This is a genomic window from uncultured Caldilinea sp. (assembly GCF_937128415.1).
In the GTDB taxonomy this organism is placed as follows: Bacteria; Chloroflexota; Anaerolineae; order Caldilineales; family Caldilineaceae; genus Caldilinea.
Genome location: NZ_CAKZMJ010000098.1, coordinates 1 through 17,776, shown reverse-complemented (window position 1 = coordinate 17,776; position 17,776 = coordinate 1). Strand labels below are relative to the sequence as shown.

15 protein-coding genes and 1 tRNA gene are annotated in these 17,776 nt (G+C 61.2%); 3 read left to right on the top strand and 13 right to left on the bottom strand.

The genetic code is table 11. From position 1 onward, the window contains the following. Positions 1 to 11: 11 nt before the first annotated feature. The 4 genes from Q0367_RS19420 to Q0367_RS19405 form a co-directional block, all read right to left on the bottom strand. The gene (locus tag Q0367_RS19420) at positions 12 to 770 is read right to left on the bottom strand and encodes a class I SAM-dependent methyltransferase (RefSeq protein WP_298984243.1); all 759 of its coding nucleotides are present in this window, start codon (positions 768 to 770) and stop codon (positions 12 to 14) included. 189 nt (positions 771 to 959) lie between these two features. After that, entirely contained in the window at positions 960 to 2,576 is a 1,617-nt protein-coding gene (locus tag Q0367_RS19415) for a site-specific DNA-methyltransferase (RefSeq protein WP_297638890.1), read from the bottom strand. After that, the gene (locus Q0367_RS19410) at positions 2,573 to 3,403 is read right to left on the bottom strand and encodes a tRNA (guanosine(46)-N(7))-methyltransferase TrmB (RefSeq protein WP_298984241.1); all 831 of its coding nucleotides are present in this window, start codon (positions 3,401 to 3,403) and stop codon (positions 2,573 to 2,575) included. Before Q0367_RS19410 ends, Q0367_RS19415 begins: the two co-directional genes overlap by 4 nt. Positions 3,404 to 3,406: 3 nt before the next feature. Next, positions 3,407 to 3,601, bottom strand: a complete 195-nt coding sequence (locus Q0367_RS19405) for a hypothetical protein (RefSeq protein ID WP_297638881.1) — start codon at positions 3,599 to 3,601, stop codon at positions 3,407 to 3,409. Positions 3,602 to 3,753: 152 nt separating this feature from the next. On the opposite strand from Q0367_RS19405, the gene Q0367_RS19400 reads away from it, so the two are divergent. Next, a tRNA-Val gene (locus Q0367_RS19400) sits at positions 3,754 to 3,827 on the top strand. 47 nt (positions 3,828 to 3,874) lie between these two features. Here Q0367_RS19400 and Q0367_RS19395 read toward each other — a convergent pair. From Q0367_RS19395 to Q0367_RS19375, 5 genes are all read right to left on the bottom strand, one after another. Next, complete coding sequence (locus tag Q0367_RS19395) at positions 3,875 to 4,024, bottom strand: hypothetical protein (protein ID WP_297638878.1); 150 nt, start codon at positions 4,022 to 4,024, stop codon at positions 3,875 to 3,877. Positions 4,025 to 4,222: 198 nt separating this feature from the next. After that, positions 4,223 to 6,133 (bottom strand): glycoside hydrolase family 127 protein, encoded by a 1,911-nt coding sequence (locus tag Q0367_RS19390; RefSeq protein WP_297638868.1) that lies wholly within the window; start codon positions 6,131 to 6,133, stop codon positions 4,223 to 4,225. 42 nt (positions 6,134 to 6,175) lie between these two features. Beyond that, on the bottom strand, positions 6,176 to 7,075 hold the full coding sequence (locus Q0367_RS19385) for a carbohydrate ABC transporter permease (protein WP_297638864.1): 900 nt from the start codon (positions 7,073 to 7,075) through the stop codon (positions 6,176 to 6,178). Between the two features lie 6 nt (positions 7,076 to 7,081). Then, on the bottom strand, positions 7,082 to 8,020 hold the full coding sequence (locus Q0367_RS19380) for a carbohydrate ABC transporter permease (RefSeq protein WP_297638861.1): 939 nt from the start codon (positions 8,018 to 8,020) through the stop codon (positions 7,082 to 7,084). A 121-nt stretch (positions 8,021 to 8,141) separates the two neighbouring features. Then, on the bottom strand, positions 8,142 to 9,548 hold the full coding sequence (locus tag Q0367_RS19375; protein WP_297638858.1) for a sugar ABC transporter substrate-binding protein: 1,407 nt from the start codon (positions 9,546 to 9,548) through the stop codon (positions 8,142 to 8,144). Positions 9,549 to 9,786: 238 nt separating this feature from the next. Here Q0367_RS19375 and Q0367_RS19370 point away from each other — a divergent pair, with 238 nt between their 5' ends. Next, complete coding sequence (locus Q0367_RS19370) at positions 9,787 to 11,091, top strand: response regulator (protein ID WP_298984238.1); 1,305 nt, start codon at positions 9,787 to 9,789, stop codon at positions 11,089 to 11,091. Here the strand turns inward: Q0367_RS19370 and Q0367_RS19365 are convergent. The 3 genes from Q0367_RS19365 to Q0367_RS19355 form a co-directional block, all read right to left on the bottom strand. Continuing rightward, complete coding sequence (locus Q0367_RS19365) at positions 11,018 to 13,225, bottom strand: response regulator (RefSeq protein WP_298984236.1); 2,208 nt, start codon at positions 13,223 to 13,225, stop codon at positions 11,018 to 11,020. The two genes, Q0367_RS19370 and Q0367_RS19365, sit on opposite strands and share 74 nt — an antisense overlap. Positions 13,226 to 13,338: 113 nt before the next feature. Continuing rightward, positions 13,339 to 14,151, bottom strand: coding sequence for an RNA methyltransferase (locus tag Q0367_RS19360; protein ID WP_298984233.1), 813 nt, complete (start codon positions 14,149 to 14,151; stop codon positions 13,339 to 13,341). Positions 14,152 to 14,153: 2 nt separating this feature from the next. Continuing rightward, positions 14,154 to 15,047 carry a class I SAM-dependent methyltransferase gene (locus tag Q0367_RS19355; RefSeq protein WP_297638846.1) on the bottom strand — a complete coding sequence of 298 codons (894 nt, stop codon included), beginning with the start codon at positions 15,045 to 15,047 and terminating at the stop codon, positions 14,154 to 14,156. A 214-nt stretch (positions 15,048 to 15,261) separates the two neighbouring features. Between Q0367_RS19355 and Q0367_RS19350 the strand changes: the two genes are divergently transcribed. Then, positions 15,262 to 16,269 (top strand): aldo/keto reductase, encoded by a 1,008-nt coding sequence (locus Q0367_RS19350; protein ID WP_298984231.1) that lies wholly within the window; start codon positions 15,262 to 15,264, stop codon positions 16,267 to 16,269. A gap of 11 nt (positions 16,270 to 16,280) precedes the next feature. Here the strand turns inward: Q0367_RS19350 and Q0367_RS19345 are convergent, their stop codons facing one another. After that, entirely contained in the window at positions 16,281 to 17,327 is a 1,047-nt protein-coding gene (locus Q0367_RS19345) for a LacI family DNA-binding transcriptional regulator (protein WP_298984229.1), read from the bottom strand. Positions 17,328 to 17,776: the final 449 nt, after the last annotated feature.

Below are 17,776 nucleotides of genomic sequence, written 5' to 3'. Positions count from 1 at the left end.
GTCGCAGCTCCTTACTTGCGCGCCGTGCAAATGATGCTCACGCCGAAGGGGAAGGAGATGCGCTCCAGAATCTCAGCCTCCAGCCAGTAGACGCCATGCAGGATCGTGTTCAGCGGCTCCGGGATCGGCTCCATATCCACCTGATAGACGTCGGCGTCGTCGTGGATGTGCGGACTCTTCAAGTTGGGGTTGTAGGGGCGCAGGAGGCGCATCGCCGCCACGGCCGGGAACAGGAAGAAATTGTTGTAGCTGATGCGGCTGACGCGCAGCCCGCTGAGGCTCAATTTCAGACGCAGTTCGTTGGCGGTGTAACGACGCTGATGCGCGTTGATTTCGTCGTTGTAGCTCCACAGCCACATATACGCCGGCACGGTGACGATCAGCACGCCGCCCGGCTTGAGGACGCGGGCGCATTCGGCAAACACGCCCAACTCATCGGGAATATGCTCCACCGTGTCGAGCAGTGCGACAAGATCGAACGTTTCATCGGGAAAGGGAAGATGGTCGCCAGACCCCTGTACGGTGGTCACGTTGCGCCGTCGTGCGACAGGGATCGGCCGCGGGTTGCACTCCAGGTTGATCACGTCGCCGTAGTGCGCCAGATGGTGCGCCATGTTGCCGGCGCCGCCGCCGACGTCGAGCACCTTGCGTCGCTGCAGGCTGCCGGTCGGACCGAGTTCGGCGTCGAGAAATTTCAAAATGGCGCGTGTGCGACCTGCAAACCAGGCGTGTTTATCTTCCTCCAGAACGGTCAAAACGGGTGTTGGCATGATATTCGTCTCTCCCAATGGGGCTGAAGCCTCTCCGTGCGGGACGCCTGAGAGGCGCCCTGTCTTGACGACGCCGCACACGGCGCAAACGTCGCCCAAGCGCACAGACGCTTTCTTTCTTTTCGCTGCGCCTCCATATCCTTGCGCTTTGGCGTCGACGCTATTTTCACATTCTGTTTCACATCCAAGTCACGCCTCGATGCGAACCGTCGTCATGGATTCGCCGCCTGCGATGTCGACAATGCGCACCGCCAGGGTTGTCGGCGCCGCCGGCGCCCGCACATAGTAACGTCCGCTGACGGTTGCCCGCTTATGGAGCGGGGCGTCTGCCATCGCAGCGCGGAACACAAGGCCGTCGTAGGCCGGGTCGATGGCGATGCTGTCCACCGCCGCCCGCCAATCGAGCGCAGGGTGCACAGCGGCCAGTGATCGAGCGAACGGGATGTCCGCATCGAGCACAGCAACCTCTATTGTAGCCTCTTGCCCTTCGATTCGGGTAATTGCGAGGTCGATTTTTCCCACCGACTCTTGAGGCGGCCGCATCTCGTCGAAGGCGTAGACGGCGAATCCCTCCGGGCTTGCGCAGAGGCGTCCTTCGGCATCGCCTCTGGAATCGCTTGCGGAGACGCTGCACTGCTGGCAGACTGCCTGAAGGCGACGCACCGTCGTCTGGACGGCGCCGTAGCTGGCGTCGCAGGCGACCCAGCGGCGTCCCAGCTTCTGCGCCACGGCGGGCGTCGTGCCGGAGCCGCAGAAGGGGTCGAGCACCCAGTCGCCGGCGTCGCTGCCTGCGTTGAGGATGCGTTCGAGCAGCGCCTCGGTTTTTTGCGTCGGGTAGCCAAGGTCCTCGCCCGGCGTCGTGCCCAAACCGGGGATGTCATCCCAGATGTTGTCCACCCCGCGCTCGACTTGATAGCGACCATCGCCCAGGCTGGTGAGATAGTACTTGACGCCCAGGTTGCCGCCTTTGGAGGCGTACACGCGGCGCTGCGCTTCGTCGACGATCACTTCCCCTCCGTAGGGCGCATAGAGTCGTCCTTGCGCGTGCAGTTGCTTCAGCCGCTCGAAGGAATAGGTTCCCGGATCGGACGTGCGAAAGAAGCCCCGCTCATCGCGCATGAAGAGGCCGGCCGCCTCGTTTTCGCTCAGTTCAATGCGTCGCCGCTGCGGGCGCCAACGCGTGGGCGCAGCCCGGTTGCGTGCGTAGACCAGGATTGCGTGCGCACTGTGGGGAAAGAAAAAGGCGTTGACCTTAGCCCCGCGCGCGGTCTGACTGCGCCAGGTGATGGTGTTGAGGTAGTTTTCGGCGCCGAACACCTCGTCGAGCAAACAGCGTAAATGGTGGACGCGGCGATGGTCGCAGTGGAGCCACAGGCTGCCGTCCTCCGCCAGCAGCTCGCGCAGCAAGGGCAGGCGAGTGTAGATGAACTGGAGGTACGCGCCCGGCGACCATACATCGCTGTACTGCGGCTGTTCGATTACGACGCCGTTCAGCTCGCGAGGCAGCGTTGTGCGCAGCCGCGCCTTGCGCGTCCACTCCACGCCGCTGTCGTAGGGCGGGTCGGCGTAGATCAGACGAAAACGACCTGCATAGCCGGCGTCGAGCAGATGAACCAACGCATCGAGGTTGTCGCCGTAATAGAGCCTGTTCGCCGGCGGAGCAGATTGGAGCGTGACCAGACGCTGCGGCTCAAAAGTCTCGACCAGGCGCGGCGCTTTGGGCGGAGGAAAAGTCGGCGGCGCTTTTCCGGGCCAGGAGAGAACCACGCCGCCGGCCGCAGGTGGAGGAAGGTCGATCCGGTTCATTTGCGCATGAAATAATACGCCCACACCGGCTTGTCGTGAAGCTGACACCAGTATTCGCGATGGGTGGGAGCCGCCTCGCCGATGCGCGCCGCCAGGTTCGGGTCGTGGGGGGTGAAGGCGGGATGTCCTTCCACCAGATAGCGCACCAGTTCGCCATATTCGTGCACGTCGCTTTTGAAGTGCAGCAGACCGCCCGGGCGCAACTTGGCGGCGAGCAGGTCCACGAACGGAGGCGAAAAGAGGCGCTTGACCTTGTGCTCTCGCTTCCACCACGGATCGGGGAAGAGCACATGGATCATTTCCACGCGGCCATCGTCGATCAGACGGGGCAGGCTGAAGCGCGCGTCGTCGTCGCTGACCCAGAGGTTGCAGCTGCGCAGCAGCGCGTCGATTTCGGTGCGATCAGGGGCGCTGTTGTGAGTCAGGAGATAGCGTTGAATGCGCGCCAACATCAGCCGCGTGGCTTTGGTCTTGGTCTCATAACCCAGGAAGAGGCGATCGGGATGGCGTCGGGCGCGGTCGAGCAAAAAATCGCCGCGTCCGAACCCGATCTCGATTTCCAAGGGCCGATTCGAGGCGAGCAGATTGCGCAGCGCTGCACCGTTCGCCCCGCGGGCATCATCCAGCGCCAGCGTGCGGAAAAATGGCAGATTGAGTCCCCAGGCAGGAAGCAGATGTGCGTTGGGTCGCTTGCGGGGGTCGCCGCCGATCAGCCCTTTGCCCGCCTCCCAGTCGGCGTAGGCGCGGGCGCGCTCCTCCTCGCTCAGCTCCTCCCAGGTGAAATCCATCCGCCCCTGTGAAAACGAAGTGGGCGTGTAGGAGATCATCGGCTACTGTCCACTGGCGACGCCTAAGAAAAGCTGAATGCCTTGCTCGCCGATGCCGGCCACCACGTCCACCCAATCGGCGGCGTCGCCGAAGGCCGAAAGGTCAACGGCGTCGAGCATCGGAAGCCACACCATAATCGCATATCCAAAGCCCAACAGTCCCATCAGAAGAACGGCGATAAAGCTGATTCGAAGCATCCATCGATTGTTGCGTTGCGCTATCATGTGCGTCGATGATCTTTTTCAGTCGATGATCTTTTTCAGTCGATGATCTGTTGTCAATCCTTCATCCGATTTTGCAAAATGCTCGTTCAATGATATATTGAAACAAGCTCAAACGTCGAATTTTTGGGTGAGTAGCTCAGCTGGTTAGAGCGCACGGTTCACATCCGTGAGGTCGGGGGTTCGAGTCCCTCCTCGCCCACTCCAGATTCTAAGCCCTTCAATTCTTCCTCGTCGGCGCAGAACCCGTTATTCACGTTTTTTTCGATAGTTTGTTTTTTCCCCTGCCCCTTGCTTTTCTTCCGCCACCGGCCTGGCGACAAGCCTTCTGGACATCACCACAAAGGCGCTAAGAAACACGAAGATTTGAGCGTCCTTTGCGCCTTGGTGGTTAACCATCTCACCCGGACTCTTGCGGCGCCTTCGGCGGTCGGAGGGAGGGGATGCGGAATTCGCAAGCGCTGACGCCGACCGAGTCGCCGGACTACGTAACGTGAGCCAATAAAACGTAGAGACGCCGGAGAAAGAATGTCTGATTCTCCGGCGTCTCTGCGTTGAACCGCTTAGGCGAATGCGCCAGACGGAATGGCTCCCTGTTCACCCGGCGCGCAGCCAGATGCGCATTTCGCCCGCCGCGCGATTGTCCCAGGTGGCGTAGGGGATGGCGACGATCTCGGCGCCGGTGGTGCTGGATGGACGATTGCGACGGTAGAGCGTGTGGGCGTCCCAGCCCTCTTCGGTGATGATTTGCGCCGGACCGCGCAGCACCGTCACCCCGCCCAGCAGATCGGGGCGATGCTCGACGGCGAAATTGGACGCCTGCGCCGGGTCGATCGAGATGCGATCCAGCGGGGTCACCGGGTTGTCCACCTCCTCCAGGCAGTAGACGATCGGTCCACGTTGGAGCGCCGTGCGCCCCTGCATCTGACGCACGTAGGGGTGCGCAAAGACGGTCTGCACCGGCATCGCCAGATCGAGCGCCACGACGTCGCCAGGCTGCCAGACGCGGTCGATCGCCGCGTAGCCGCGTTCGACGCGGGCCTCCGCCGCCTCGCCGTTGACGCGCAGCGACCAGCGGTCGCACCAGCCGGGGATGCGCAGGTGCAGCGTGAAGCGTTGCGGCTGAGCGGGCGCAACGGTCAGCTTCACGGCGCCATCCCACGGATAGCGGGATTCCAGGCGCAGCCGGACCTCAGCTCCGTCCACGGTGGCGTGGGCGCTGTTTTGCGCGTAGAAGTGCACCCACAGTCCGCCTTCGCCGGTCGAGTAGAGATAGTTGCCCAGGCTGGCGAGAATGCGCCCGACGTTAGGCGGGCAGCAAGGGCATTCAAACCAGGGCGTGCGGTGATGCGAGCCATTGCTGGCGAGCGGGTTGACGTAGAAGAAGCTGTCCCCGCGCAGCGAGACGCCGCTGATAAAGCCGTTGTAGAGCGTCTGCTCCATCACGTCGGCGTATTTGCCTTCGCCGGCGAACTGCAACAGGCGATGGTTCCAGAGGATCAACGCAATGGCGGCGCAGGTTTCGGCGTAGGCTGTCTCGTCGGGCAGGTCGTAGTCGGTGGTGAAGCCCTCATTGTGGCGGGAGGGGCCGATGCCGCCGGTGATGTACATGCGCTGATGGACCAGATTGTCCCACAGTCGTTCGCAGGTCTCGAGCAGCGTTGGATCGTCGTATTCGTGCGCCAGGTCGGCCACGCCGCAGAGCAGGTACATGGCGCGCACGGCGTGACCGACGACCTTGTCCTGTTGGCGGATGGGCAGATGCGCCTGGCAGTATTCGTAGGTTTTGGCCCAGAAGGCGCGCGGGTCTTCGCCCCGCTCGATCGCCTCGACGTCATAGTAATGGGGATTGGACTGGCCGCGCTCTTCCACCATGAATTTGGCCAGCTCCAGATAGCGGCGCTCGCCGGTGGCGTGGTATAGTCGCACGAGCGCCAGCTCGATCTCCGGATGGCCGCAGTAGCCGCGCCGCTGGCCCGGATTGGGACCGAACATGCGGTCGATGTGGTCGGCGTAGCGCGCCAGCGCGTTGAGCAGTTTGGGATTGCCCGTAGCCTGATAATGGGCCACCGCCGCCTCCATCAGATGGCCGGCGCAATACATCTCATGCCAGTCGCGCAGATTTTTCCAGCGCATCTCCGGCTGGGCCACGGTGAAATGTGTGTTCAGGTAACCGTCGGGCTGTTGGGCGGAGATGATTTTGTCGGCCACTTCATCGACGAGCGCGGCGAGCTGAGGGTCAGGATGGGTGATCAGGGTGTAACAGGCCGCCTCCAGCCACTTGGCCGGGTCGGAGTCGCCGAAGATAAGCACGATCGGCGAGGGCACCGGCCGCGTGAAGTTGAGGTCAAAGGCGGCGATGCGGCCGGTGTCTACCAGCATCTGGTACATATGGGGGATGGAGACGCGGCGGTTGGTCTCCTGTCGGGGAGCCCAGAAGGGATCGTCGAGGGTGACTTGCGAAAAAGGAACAGGCGTCAGTTTGCGCTTGACGGATTGGGTGTTCATAGTTGGAACTCTCGAGACGCTTTCTTATTTGGAATGAAAGGTTTATCCTTTTAACCCACTGAGCACAATGCCTTCGACAAAGTAGCGTTGCGCCAGGAAGAACAGCACAATCACGGGCAAAATCATGGCAGTGGAAGCCGCCATCAGCAAATTCCATTCCGTGCGCATCACGCTGCGAAAGGTCGCCAGCCCGATCGCCACCGTGAAGTTATAGTCGGAACGGAGATAAAGCAAGGGGCCGATATAGTCGTTCCATGCGGCCAGGAAGGTGAAGATGGCGACGGTGGCGAGCGCCGGTTTCGAGAGCGGCATCATGATGCGCCAGTAGATGCCGAACTCCGAACAGCCGTCGATGCGACCGGCGTCGGCCAGCTCTTCGGGCAAGGAGCGGAAGAACTGGCGAAAGAGAAAGATGTTGAACGCGCCGCCGCCGAAGAAAAGCGGCACCGTCAGGGGGTAAAAGGTGTCGATCCATCCCAGGCGGCTGAACATGATGAATTGCGGCACCATCAGCACGAAGTAAGGGATCATGAGCGTGGCCAGCACAAGCGCAAACCAAAAATCCCTGCCGGGGAAACGGATGCGCGCAAAGCCATAGCCACAGAAGGACGCCGTCAGAATCACGGCCACCAGATTGAGCACCACGATTTTCATCGTGTTGAACAGGTAAAGGCCAAAGGGCTTATAGACGAGCGCCTCGACATAGTTTTGAGGCCGGAAAGGATTGGGGATCCATTCGGGCGGGAAAATGAAAATTTTCTCTAACGGCTTGAACGAGCTGATCACGAGCCAGATGAAGGGCAGCGACATGATGAACGCTCCCACCGAGAGGATGACGACGATCAGCCCTTTCCACAGACGCCGTTCCCACAGCGCTCTTCTGTTGCGAATGCTCAATGAGAGTGGACGGGCGGTTGTCTGTTCTTGGGTAACCATGTTCATTTGTTGTCACCGAACGTCTTCGTAGTGCACGCGGCTGCCGATATATTTGAACACGAACAACGTCAAAACGACCACAATGACGAAGAGCACCCAGGCCAGAGCTGCTGCATAGCCCATCTTCAGATTCTGAAATGCGTTCTGATACATGTACAGCACATAAACGAGCGTAGCATTTTGCGGGCCTCCGTTCGTCACCAGACGGGCGATGGTGAAGACCTGAAAGGAGCCGATGATCCCGATGATCAGGTTAAAGAAGATCACCGGCGAGACCAGAGGGATCGTGATATGGCGCAGCTTTGCCCAACGCCCCGCGCCGTCGATCTCGGCGGCCTCATAAAACACCTGGGGAATCCCTTGTAGGCCGGCAAGGTAAATCACCATGCCACTGCCAAACCCCCACAACGAGACGATAATCAACGCCGGCAGCGCCCATTCAGGACGCTGCAACCAGGCGATCTTGGGCAATCCGAACATTCCCAGCGCGACATTGGCCAGCCCGTATTCCGTGTTGAAAATCCACGCCCACAGCACCGCATTGGCGACCGCCGGCACAATGCTGGGCAAATAGTAGGCGGTGCGGAAAAAGCTAATGCCCCAAATCTTCGTATTCAGGAGCAACGCCAACACAAAACCGAGCACCAGGCTGATCGGAACCGAAATCAACGTGTAGGTGGTGGTGACCGTCAACGATTTCCAGAAACGCTCGTCCTCCCACATGGTGGTCAGATGTTTGGCGCCTACATATTTGGGGGGCGAGATGAGGTTCCAATCATGCACGGTCAGCCAGAGCGCGACGCCGGCCGGGATCAGGAACCAAATCAAAAAGCCCAGGATAAACGGAGAAATAAAGATATAACCGGTCACTGCGCGTCGAGCCGCAAGCGAACGCGGCCAGAAACGGTGCGTCCAATGGGGTGTAATGCTTGTCGTTGTCGTAGTGGTCATCGCGTCGGTTCTTGTCGTTGCATACGAGGAGAAGGCGCCGCTCGTAGCCGCCAGCCGCCTGCAAAGAACGGCTGGCGCACGCCGAACAGCGGCCTCTCCTTAACATCCTTGCCCTATCATGCTATGCAGCCGCCGCCTCTTGCAACACCTGATTCGCCTTCGGCACCGCTTCGGCCATCGCCTGTTCGGCTGTAGCGTCGCCCACCCAGATTTTATCAAAGGCCGGCGTCAGAATCTGATTCGCTTCCGCCCAGCCCGGCGGCATGTAGAGCACGCGACCGTATCGCGGCAGATATTTGGTGGGAATGTCTACATAGCCTTCTGGATGGACTCCCTCGGTGATCCAGCTGCGCAGCCCCTCTTCGGTCATCAAACCCGTCTGGCTGGGCAGCCAGAGGCCAATGCGGCAGAACTGGGTCTGATAGAAAGGCGTCGCGAGGTAGCGCAGCCACTCCCATGCCTCTTCAGGGTGGCGGGTGGAGGCGAAGCCGGAGTGCAGGTGCGCCTGCATGTCGGTTCCCGTCTTCGCCGCCATGCCCGGAAGGACGCCCGTGCCGAGCTTAGGCGTGATCTTGTGCATCCACGCCAGCGCCCACGAACCGTCGACCGCCATCGCCAGTTTGCCGGTTTCGAGCATCTGCGTGTTCGTCATGCCAAGCGCTTCCAACGCTGTGCCGGCCGGCGCGACGTTGTGTTTCAGCACCAAGTCGGCCAGGTTTTGGATGGCCTCCACGGCCGGCGGTTGATCGAGCGCCAACAAGCCGGTGTTCGGGTCGATCCAGTAGCCGTTGTTGCAGACAATGGCCGAATGGATCGGAATGCTCCAGCGCGGCCAGTCAACGCCATAACGATCCACGTTATTCGGATCAAAGCCCGGCTCATTCGGCCGGCGGCCGTTGACATCGCGCGTCAACGCGGTCGCCACTTCCAAGAAGTGCTCCCAGGTCCATGCTTTCTCCGGATCGTTGCTGGGCGGCTCGATCCCTTCCTCTTCAAAAATGTCGGCGTTGTAGTAGAAATGGGGAGCCACCCAACAGGAGCCGATGCCATACCAACGCCCTTCATGCGTGCAGCGCTGTTCTTCCTGTGGTTCGATGAAGTAGTCAGGCGCGCCCAACAGCGGATCGGCCTTCAATTTATCGGTGATGTCCAGCAACAAACCGTCCCGGATGAAGGTGCGATAGTCGCCGGAGCCGACAAATGCGGTGTCGGGCGGCGTGCCGGCTGCAATGTTGACGAGCAGCGTCTCTAAATAATTCTCAGGGGTGTGCAACCAGGTGACTTTCACCCTGTCTTGCTCGGATTCAAATTGAGCGATCGCCGCCTTGACGCCGGCGTCCTCTTCGGTGCCGCCCCACCCCATAAACGTAATCTCGATGCGTTGCGAAGTGGGCGTTCCGGCGCCTGCATCTCCTGTCGCCGGCGAGGGGGCGGCGCCTGGCGCACAGGCCGCTAACGCCAGAAGGCCGGCGGCGCCGGCGCTGGCGCGCAAAAAGTCTCGTCGCGAAAGCGTGGTCTTTGTCTCCATACTCTGTCTTCCTCCTTTGAATATGAATCGATCATCACTCGTCCGAAGCTGCAACGCGGCTGCGGCTTGGCTCTCCCGTTGCCGTCTCAGGCCCCATCGACGCTCTGCCATCATTCGATTTTTTCATGACGGAGTCCATGTTACACTGTATGGAAGACAACCGCTTCTGACAAGCATTTTTGTGCCGGTTTTGTGCCAGATTTTGCCAGTGATGAAACACCCGCCTCAGCATTCGACGATGACGGAAAAAGATACGCCGCAAGGCGAACCTACGGATGAAGCAGATGCGTTCGTCCAGATGGTGCGCGCCGCGTTGCTTCACCTCTACGACAACGCCTACCTGCAAAACCACCCGCTTACGGCGCTGTGGGCCGGAGACAGCCCGGGAGATCGGCTGACGCATGCGCAAGACCTCCGCCGCACGCTCCTCGACTGCATTGAGCGGCTGCGCCCTCAATCGGCTGCACATGGCGAGGCCGCGCGCGTCTACGCCGTGTTGACCTATCGATGCATCGATGGGCTGACGATCGAGGAGATCGAACCCAAGCTGGGATTGAGTCGACGGCAGGTCTATCGAGAGTTCAGCAAAGGCGTGGAGGCCGTGGCTGCTCAGCTTCAGGACTTGCTGCGCACGCGCGGCGTCCGCTCTGCCCGGCAGGCGACGACGGAAGTCGGTTCAGAGGCGTCCCCCTCGCGGCGCGAGCTGGCCGAGGCGGAGCTGACCCGCTTACGCAAAGAGATGCGCAGCGAATCGCTCGACCTGTGCCAGCTGGTCGAAAGCCTATGCGCGCTGCTGAACGCCAGGCTTCAACCGCGCGGGCTTCAATTTGACCTGAGTGAGCTTCATCCGACGCCGCCGGTGCTAGGCGACCGCGCGCTGCTGCGGCAGGCGCTGCTCAATTTACTCAGCTACGCGATCGACGTGTTGCCGCCTCACACGGCGTTGCGGCTATCGACGCGCGAAAACGAGGGGGCGGTTCAGCTGCGGTTGCGCCAACAGACTTTGCCCGGTGCATCTGAGGGGCGGCTATCTGCACATGCTCCTTCCACGCATCGCCGCGAGGGGGTGGCGTTGACCGTCGCCGAATCGTTGATCGCAGCGCAAAATGGACGCCTGACGCTCCAGGAAACGCCCGGTGCGTGGCTGGCGGAGATCACCCTGCCCACAGCCCAGGCGCCCACCGTTCTCATCATCGACGACAATCAAGGCCTGATCGAACTCTTCCAACGCTACCTGGCGGGCCATCGCGTGGTCGTCATTGGGGCGACGGGAGGCGACGAGGCGCTGCGGATCGTTCAACAGGTCACCCCCCAGGCGATCCTGTTGGACGTGATGATGCCTCATCAGGACGGCTGGGAGGTGCTGCAGCGACTGCGCAAGGAGGCGGCGCCGACGACGCCCATTCTGGTCTGTTCGGTGCTGCGCGAGCATGAGCTGGCGCTCTCGCTCGGCGCCAACGACGCCCTGGTCAAGCCGGTGAGTCAACCAGCGTTGCTAGACGCGCTGCGGCGCTGGTTGGGGACGTTGCACCCGCTTGCGTGAGCGTGCACAGGTTCGCTTCAATCAGCAGCAGCAGCTCGCTGAGCGTGAACCCATGCTCGCGCCGAATCCACAGCTCCCCCTGGATGGGCGCCAGCTCCTGTTCGACGCTGCGCACGGAGACAACCACAATCGTGGTGCGAGCCAGCCGCGGGTCCAGCTGGACTTCCTGGATAAACGCTTCGCCGTTCATCCCCGGCATATACAGGTCCACAAAGATAATGTCCGGCGGCCTGGCCTGGGCGAGCGCCAACGCCTCCTCGCCGCCAAAGGCTTCCATCACCTGAATCTCGGGCAAAGCCGAGCGCAACATGCGTCCGATCAGGCGGACAATGTGCGGGTCGTCGTCCACCACCAGAGCAGTGCGAGGCGCACGCGGCAGCCGCTTCAGCACAAAGGCAATGTCTTCGCGCCCGACCGGCTTGGGCAAATAATAGCTGGCGCCCAAGGCTGCGCCGGTCTGCTGCGCGCTGGGCAGCGGCGCGATCAGCGCAGGCGTCTCCAGTGCAGCCGGATGGTTCGCAGTCAGCCGCCTCCATTCGCCCATCGAGCCGGTTTCGACGATCACTGCATCGGGGGCCAGCTCCTTCATCAACGCCTGCGCCTCTTCGGCGTTTTCGGCCAAGACGAACTCACAGTTAACGATATGGCGTCGCAAAAGCGCCAACGCGCGCGTGTCGTTGTGGATCAACAGCGCCAGCGGTTGGCGATTTTCCTGCGGCAAGGGACGAGAGGTGCGCAGGGTGGAGCGCACAGGCTGTCTGTTCTGGGTGGGCAGGGGCAGCGTGAAGCCGACCGTCGTGCCGCGTCCCAGCTCACTTTCGATCCACATGCGGCCATCGTGCAGCTCGACGAATTTCTTGCTGACGGCAAGGCCCAGCCCGCTCCCGTGCGTCAGCTGCTCCTCGTCCAGTCGGTCGAACGCTTCAAACGCCCGCGCCAGCTTTTCCGGCGCAATGCCGCGACCGCTGTCCTGCACCAGCACGGTCAATTCCTGCTCGTCGCTCCACGCCCGCACGCACACACACCCCTGCTCCGTGTAGCGCATGGCGTTGGTCAGCAGGTTAAGCAGCACCTGCCGGATGCGCACCCGGTCCAGCTCGACGGCGAGCGGCGTTTCCGGCGCTTCGACGACAAGCTGCAGATGTCTCGCCTCCGCCAACCCGCGCACGATCTCGACCGCCTCCTGGATCACATCCTGAATCAAGACGCGCTCTTTGTGAATCGCCATGCGCCCTGACTCGATCTGAGAGAGGTCGAGCACGTCGTTAATAAGGTCGAGCAGGTGACGGGAGCTGCGGTAGATGGCGAGCATATCCCCGCGATACTCGCCGGGCAGCGGCTTGCCGCCGTAGCTCTCCGGCGCCGTGGTCATCATCTCGCTGAAGCCGACGATCAGGTTCAGGGGCGTGCGCAGCTCGTGGCTCACATTGGCGACGAACTCCGATTTGAAACGATAGGCGCGTTCGGCCGCCTCCTGGGCGAAGGCGAGGGCGCGATTGCTGCGCTCCAGCCGGGAAAGCGCCAGGTCAAGGCTGTGCAGCACGCGCTGCAGCTCCGCGCGATGTGCACGCGCCTCCTCTGCGCTGCGATGGGCGTGCGCGGTCATATTCAGCGCCCACTCCAACGCCGTGAAGAGCCGTCGCGTGCTGAGCCACGCCGTCAACGCCGCCAGCATCGTCAGAATCACCGGCGTCACCATTTCCGCCGGCGGCATGGCGCGCCAGACGCCGACTGCGAACAGCGTTCCCAACGTCAGCAGCGTCGCCGCCCCCAGTCCACGCGGGCGCGTGAGCGGCGCGGCGATCAAAACGGTCAGCAAATAGAGCGCCAACAGGCTCGCGTCGTTGTAAGCGACGACGACCAGGGTGATGGCCGCCAGCAGCGAACAGAGATACAAAAACACGGCCGGCCGCAGCCTTTTTTGAGCCAGATAGTAGACCCCTGCGCCTGAGAAAAGGGCGATGGCGAAGACCGTGTACGCGTATCCCACGCGCTGCGCATCGAAGAGGCCGACGTAGCCCGTCCACGCCCACGCCAATACCAGGGTGGCGATCAGGAGGATTGTCAACGCCTCGCAGGCGAAGTCTGCGAAGATCGAGTCCTTTTCCGCGCGTCGCTCTCTCTCTGTCAGCATCGCATCCACCTCTCCGGAACCGGTTGAACGCAAAGGCGCAGCGGCAAAGACGTCAAGGAAAACAGGGAGCGCTTGGGTTTCGTCGTTGCCGGCGCGTCAAGACCTTCGGCGCGCTACTGCATTCCGCGCTGACGCACCACCTCATAGAGCATCAGCGCAGTCGCCGTCGCCAGATTCAGGCTGTCGGCCTGGCCGGCCATGGGGATCGCCGCCTGCACGTCCGCGGCGGCCAGCCACTCCTGGCTTAGCCCTTCGGCCTCGCTGCCCATCACAACGGCGACCGGCCCGGTCATATCGACCGATGTGTAGAGGGTACGGGCGTCGGGCGTCGCTGCGACCAGACGAATCCCCCGGCCTTTGAGCCACGCGATCGCCTCCTGCGCCGTCGCCTCGGCCACGGGCACGGTGAAGAGCGTCCCCAGGCTGGCGCGCACCACGTTGGGGTTGTGCACATCGATCCCGCCGCAGACGATGACGCCGTCCACGCCTGCGGCGTCGGCGGTGCGCAGGATGGCGCCGAGGTTGCCCGGCTTTTCAGGGCGGTCGATGACGGCGAAAAAAGGGCGCTCGCGCAGCGGCAGACGCTCCAATCTGGTGTCCAGAAAGGGGATCACCAGCACCACGCCGCCGCTCTCCTCGCGCATGGCCAACCTGGCGAAGACGGCGGAAGTCACCGTGTAGAGATGCGTGCGCCGCTGCGCATCCAGCCGTTCCAGCGTGTCCACGACGTCACCCATGCCCGCCTCCGCCGCAATCTCAGGACAGACGAACGCTTCCACCGGCGCGATCCCCGCCGCCAGCGCGCGTCGCACCTCCCGCGCGCCTTCGACAAGCGTCAGACGCTGTCTGATGCGTTCGCTGCGCTTTTCCAACCGGACGGCGTTTTTGACGCGAGGATTGTGCGGGCTGGTCAGGTGGGTGGCCATGGCTATTCCGGTGCAAGCCAGCGGGCGTAGACGCCGCTGGGCAACAGGCGGCTGCGCGCCGGGTCGGGCTGTTGCTCAGGGATCGTCATCTCGCCCGCTTCGACCTCCCCCTTGCGCCCGCCGACGACGATGTCCAGTTGATTGCGCATCGTGATCGGCGTGAAGCCGGGCGTGTGACAACTGTAGAGCACGAAGAGCGCGTCCTCCGCCAACAGCGAGCGGCAGGCCTCCAAGAGGGGCGTCAGATCGTGTTCGATCTTAAAGACCTCGCCCTTGGGGCCGCGTCCGAAGGTGGGCGGGTCCAGGATGATGGCCTGATAGGTGTGGCCGCGGCGCTCCTCGCGCCTGACAAACTTGAGCGCATCGTCGACCAGCCAGCGGATCGGGCGATCCTCCAGGCCGCTCAGCGCTGCGTTCTTGCGCGCCCAGTCCACGACTCCTTTGGCGGCGTCGACGTGGACGCAATGCGCGCCGGCCTGGCTGCAGGCCAGCGTGCTGCCGCCGGTGTAGCCGAAGAGGTTGAGCACGTAGAGGTTGCGCTGGTTGGTGCGTTGCATTCGTGCGCGGATCACCTCGCGCATCCAGTCCCAGTTCTCCCGTTGCTCCGCAAACAGCCCGATGTGGCCGAAGTTGGTTAGCCTGACCTGAAATTGCAGATTACCGAAGAGCACCTCAAACTCGCGATGCACCTTGCGATGGAAAGTCCAGCGTCCGCCCTCCTCGGTCGCCCCACGCTCATAGACGCCATCGACGCGTTGCCATTCGCTCTCGCTGCGTCTCGGCAGCCAGATCGCCTGCAACGAAGGGCGCACCAGCAGATAAGGGCCAATGCGCTCCAACTTGCGCATATGGCCGGAGTCGAGCAGTTGATAGTCGCCGCCAGATTGGACAGCCATGCAATCATTTCCTTTCCATCTTCAGGCAGTTCAAAGGTTCGCCTTCTGTGGTTTTACCACACCCCGTCTGCTTCCCCAAGATGAGGCTCTCTACGGTGAAGTATGGGCTTTTCGTTTCACTTCGATTCTGGACGATCTCGGCAAAATCGTTTATCGTATCAGGGCAAAAACGTTTTTGCACCGACAAGCCCGACTTCACCGGAGGAGAAGAACTATGCAATACCGACCCCTTGGGCGCACCGGCGTCCTGGTTTCACCGCTCTGCCTCGGCGCCATGAATTTCGGCGGCCCCACCGACGAAGCCGAGTCGATCGCCATTATCCACCGTGCGCTGGACGCCGGCATCAACTTCATTGACACCGCCAACGTCTACAATGCCGGCGAAAGCGAACGCATTGTAGGCAAGGCGTTGAAGGAGAGCGGCCGCCGCGATCAGGTGGTGTTGGCGACCAAGGTCTACGGCAAGATGGGCGACGGCCCCAATGATCAGGGCGTCAGCCGCTATCACATCATCAAGGCGTGCGAAGATTCGTTGCGCCGGTTGCAGACCGATCACATCGACCTGTATCAACTGCATCGTCCCTCGTTGACCGTGCCGCAGGACGAGACGCTGCGCGCCTTCGACGACCTGGTACGCGCGGGCAAGGTGCGCTACATCGGCTGCTCGACCTTCCCGGCGTGGAAGGTGATGGAGGCGCTGGCGACCAGCGAGCGCTACAACCTGGCGCGCTACATCAGCGAGCAGCCGCCCTACAACTTGCTCGACCGTCGCATCGAGAACGAGCTGATTCCGCTGGCGCAGGCCTATGGGTTGGCGATTTTACCCTGGTCGCCGCTGGCCGGCGGCATCCTGGCCGGGCGCTATGCGAGCAAGGACGCCTTCCCCGCCGGCTCGCGCGCCGAACGCGCCAACGAGCTCTTCCGCAACCGCATCACGCGGCGGGGCATCGAGGTGGCCCAGGCCGTCGGCGAGATGGCGAAGGAACGGGGCCTGACGGCCTCCCAGCTGGCCTTGCTGTGGGTGATGGATCAGCCCGGCGTGACCTCGCCGATCATCGGCCCGCGCACCATGGCGCACCTGGAGGATGCGTTGCCCTTGCTCGACATGAAGCTGGCCGACGAAGACCGCCCCCGCTTCGACGCGCTGGTGCACCCGGGGACGGCCGTCGCCGATTTTCACAACAGCAATGAGTGGATGAAGGCGAGGATTTTCGACGCGTGAGGGGGAGAATTTCACCGGAGCAAAGGGTTTTGCTCATGGAGATGTTGACGCCGCACTCCGGTGCTTTCACCCACCACAAGATGGCAGGGCAATAACGTTTGACTAGCGCTAACTGACCGACCATCTAATTGCTGAACTAATAGTTCAACGCCAAGCTTACCTAGTTCCGCCGCCGGGGGCGCTAATGTCGTCAACGGCGGCATACTCATTTCCGCCACCTGCCGCGATGACACGAGCAAAATGAGTGAAATATCGTCAGGGACACACCAGCCGCGATCGTCGATTGCCTGCAGAATTCCTGGCACGCTGCGCTCATTCATCACAGCAATGGCGGTGATTTCAGGATGTTCATCGAGCAGAGCATTGAAGGCTTCATACCCAGCCTGAGCATAAGCATGGCAGAAGCGAGCAACCCCGCGAACACCCATCTCCTGGGTGATGCGCTCGAAAGCCTGAGCGACACGGACGGCAGGGCCATAGCCCGCCTCGAAAACTTCCAGGGCATAATTGAAAAAGCCGATGTCTGCATGACCAAGCTCCACTAGATGTGAGATAGCCTCACGCACGGTTTGTTCAAAGTCGATGTCAGTGTAAGGCAACTCTGCCACATCGGCGCAACGGCCAATGACGCTGAAAGGGAATTCAATTTCGCGCAAATATTCGACTCGTTTATCGTGGAGATGCACTTCCATTAAAACTACACCATCAACAAGTCCCTGTTGAATCAACTGACCTAGCTCCACGACATCATCGACGCCGGAAGTCCACAGGATAAGATGATAACCCAATTCACGGGCGGCGTCGACGGCTCCAATGATAAATTCTAAATCTGTGTTGCCTAATCCACGCTCCGAAGTTGGGAAGAGGAGCGCCAAAATGCGACTGCGTTTGCTGGCCAGTCCACGTGCTAGAGCATGGGGCTGATAGCCAAGCTCTCTCATGGCAGTGAAAATTCGTTGTCGCGTTTCCTCGGAAATCGGCCGCGTGCCGTTGATGGCGTAAGAGACAGTGCTAAGCGATACATTGGCGCGGCGGGCCACATCATGCATGGTGGGCATTGTATAGTCTATCCTGCTCTCCTATCAAATTAATAAAAATAATTTTCGCGTCTGCGTTCTGTGCAAATCAATCTGCTTTCGCAATCCGAGCGAAACAACCAGTGATCGAAAAATTAATTTTACATTTGCACCTTGTGCAAGTTGCTTAACGCCCTAAAAGTACAGCGTCATGAAAAATAATACATGACGTGCGTCGCTTTATTTCATTATACACAATCCACATGAAAGCATAGGTTGAAACTTAAAAGGGGTTGCATGGAAATTTGTGAAGTCCTTTACTTTCATCTCCTAAGGGCCTCAACAGATGCTCGGAAGACAACTAGCTACTGTCCATTCGCTGAAAAAACTGGTGAAAACATGAATTTATTGGTACGCTCTGGGGATGAACACAGAGCAGATGATAACCACCGAACGGATTGACGATTTTCCGCTGCTGCTGGCGGTGATGC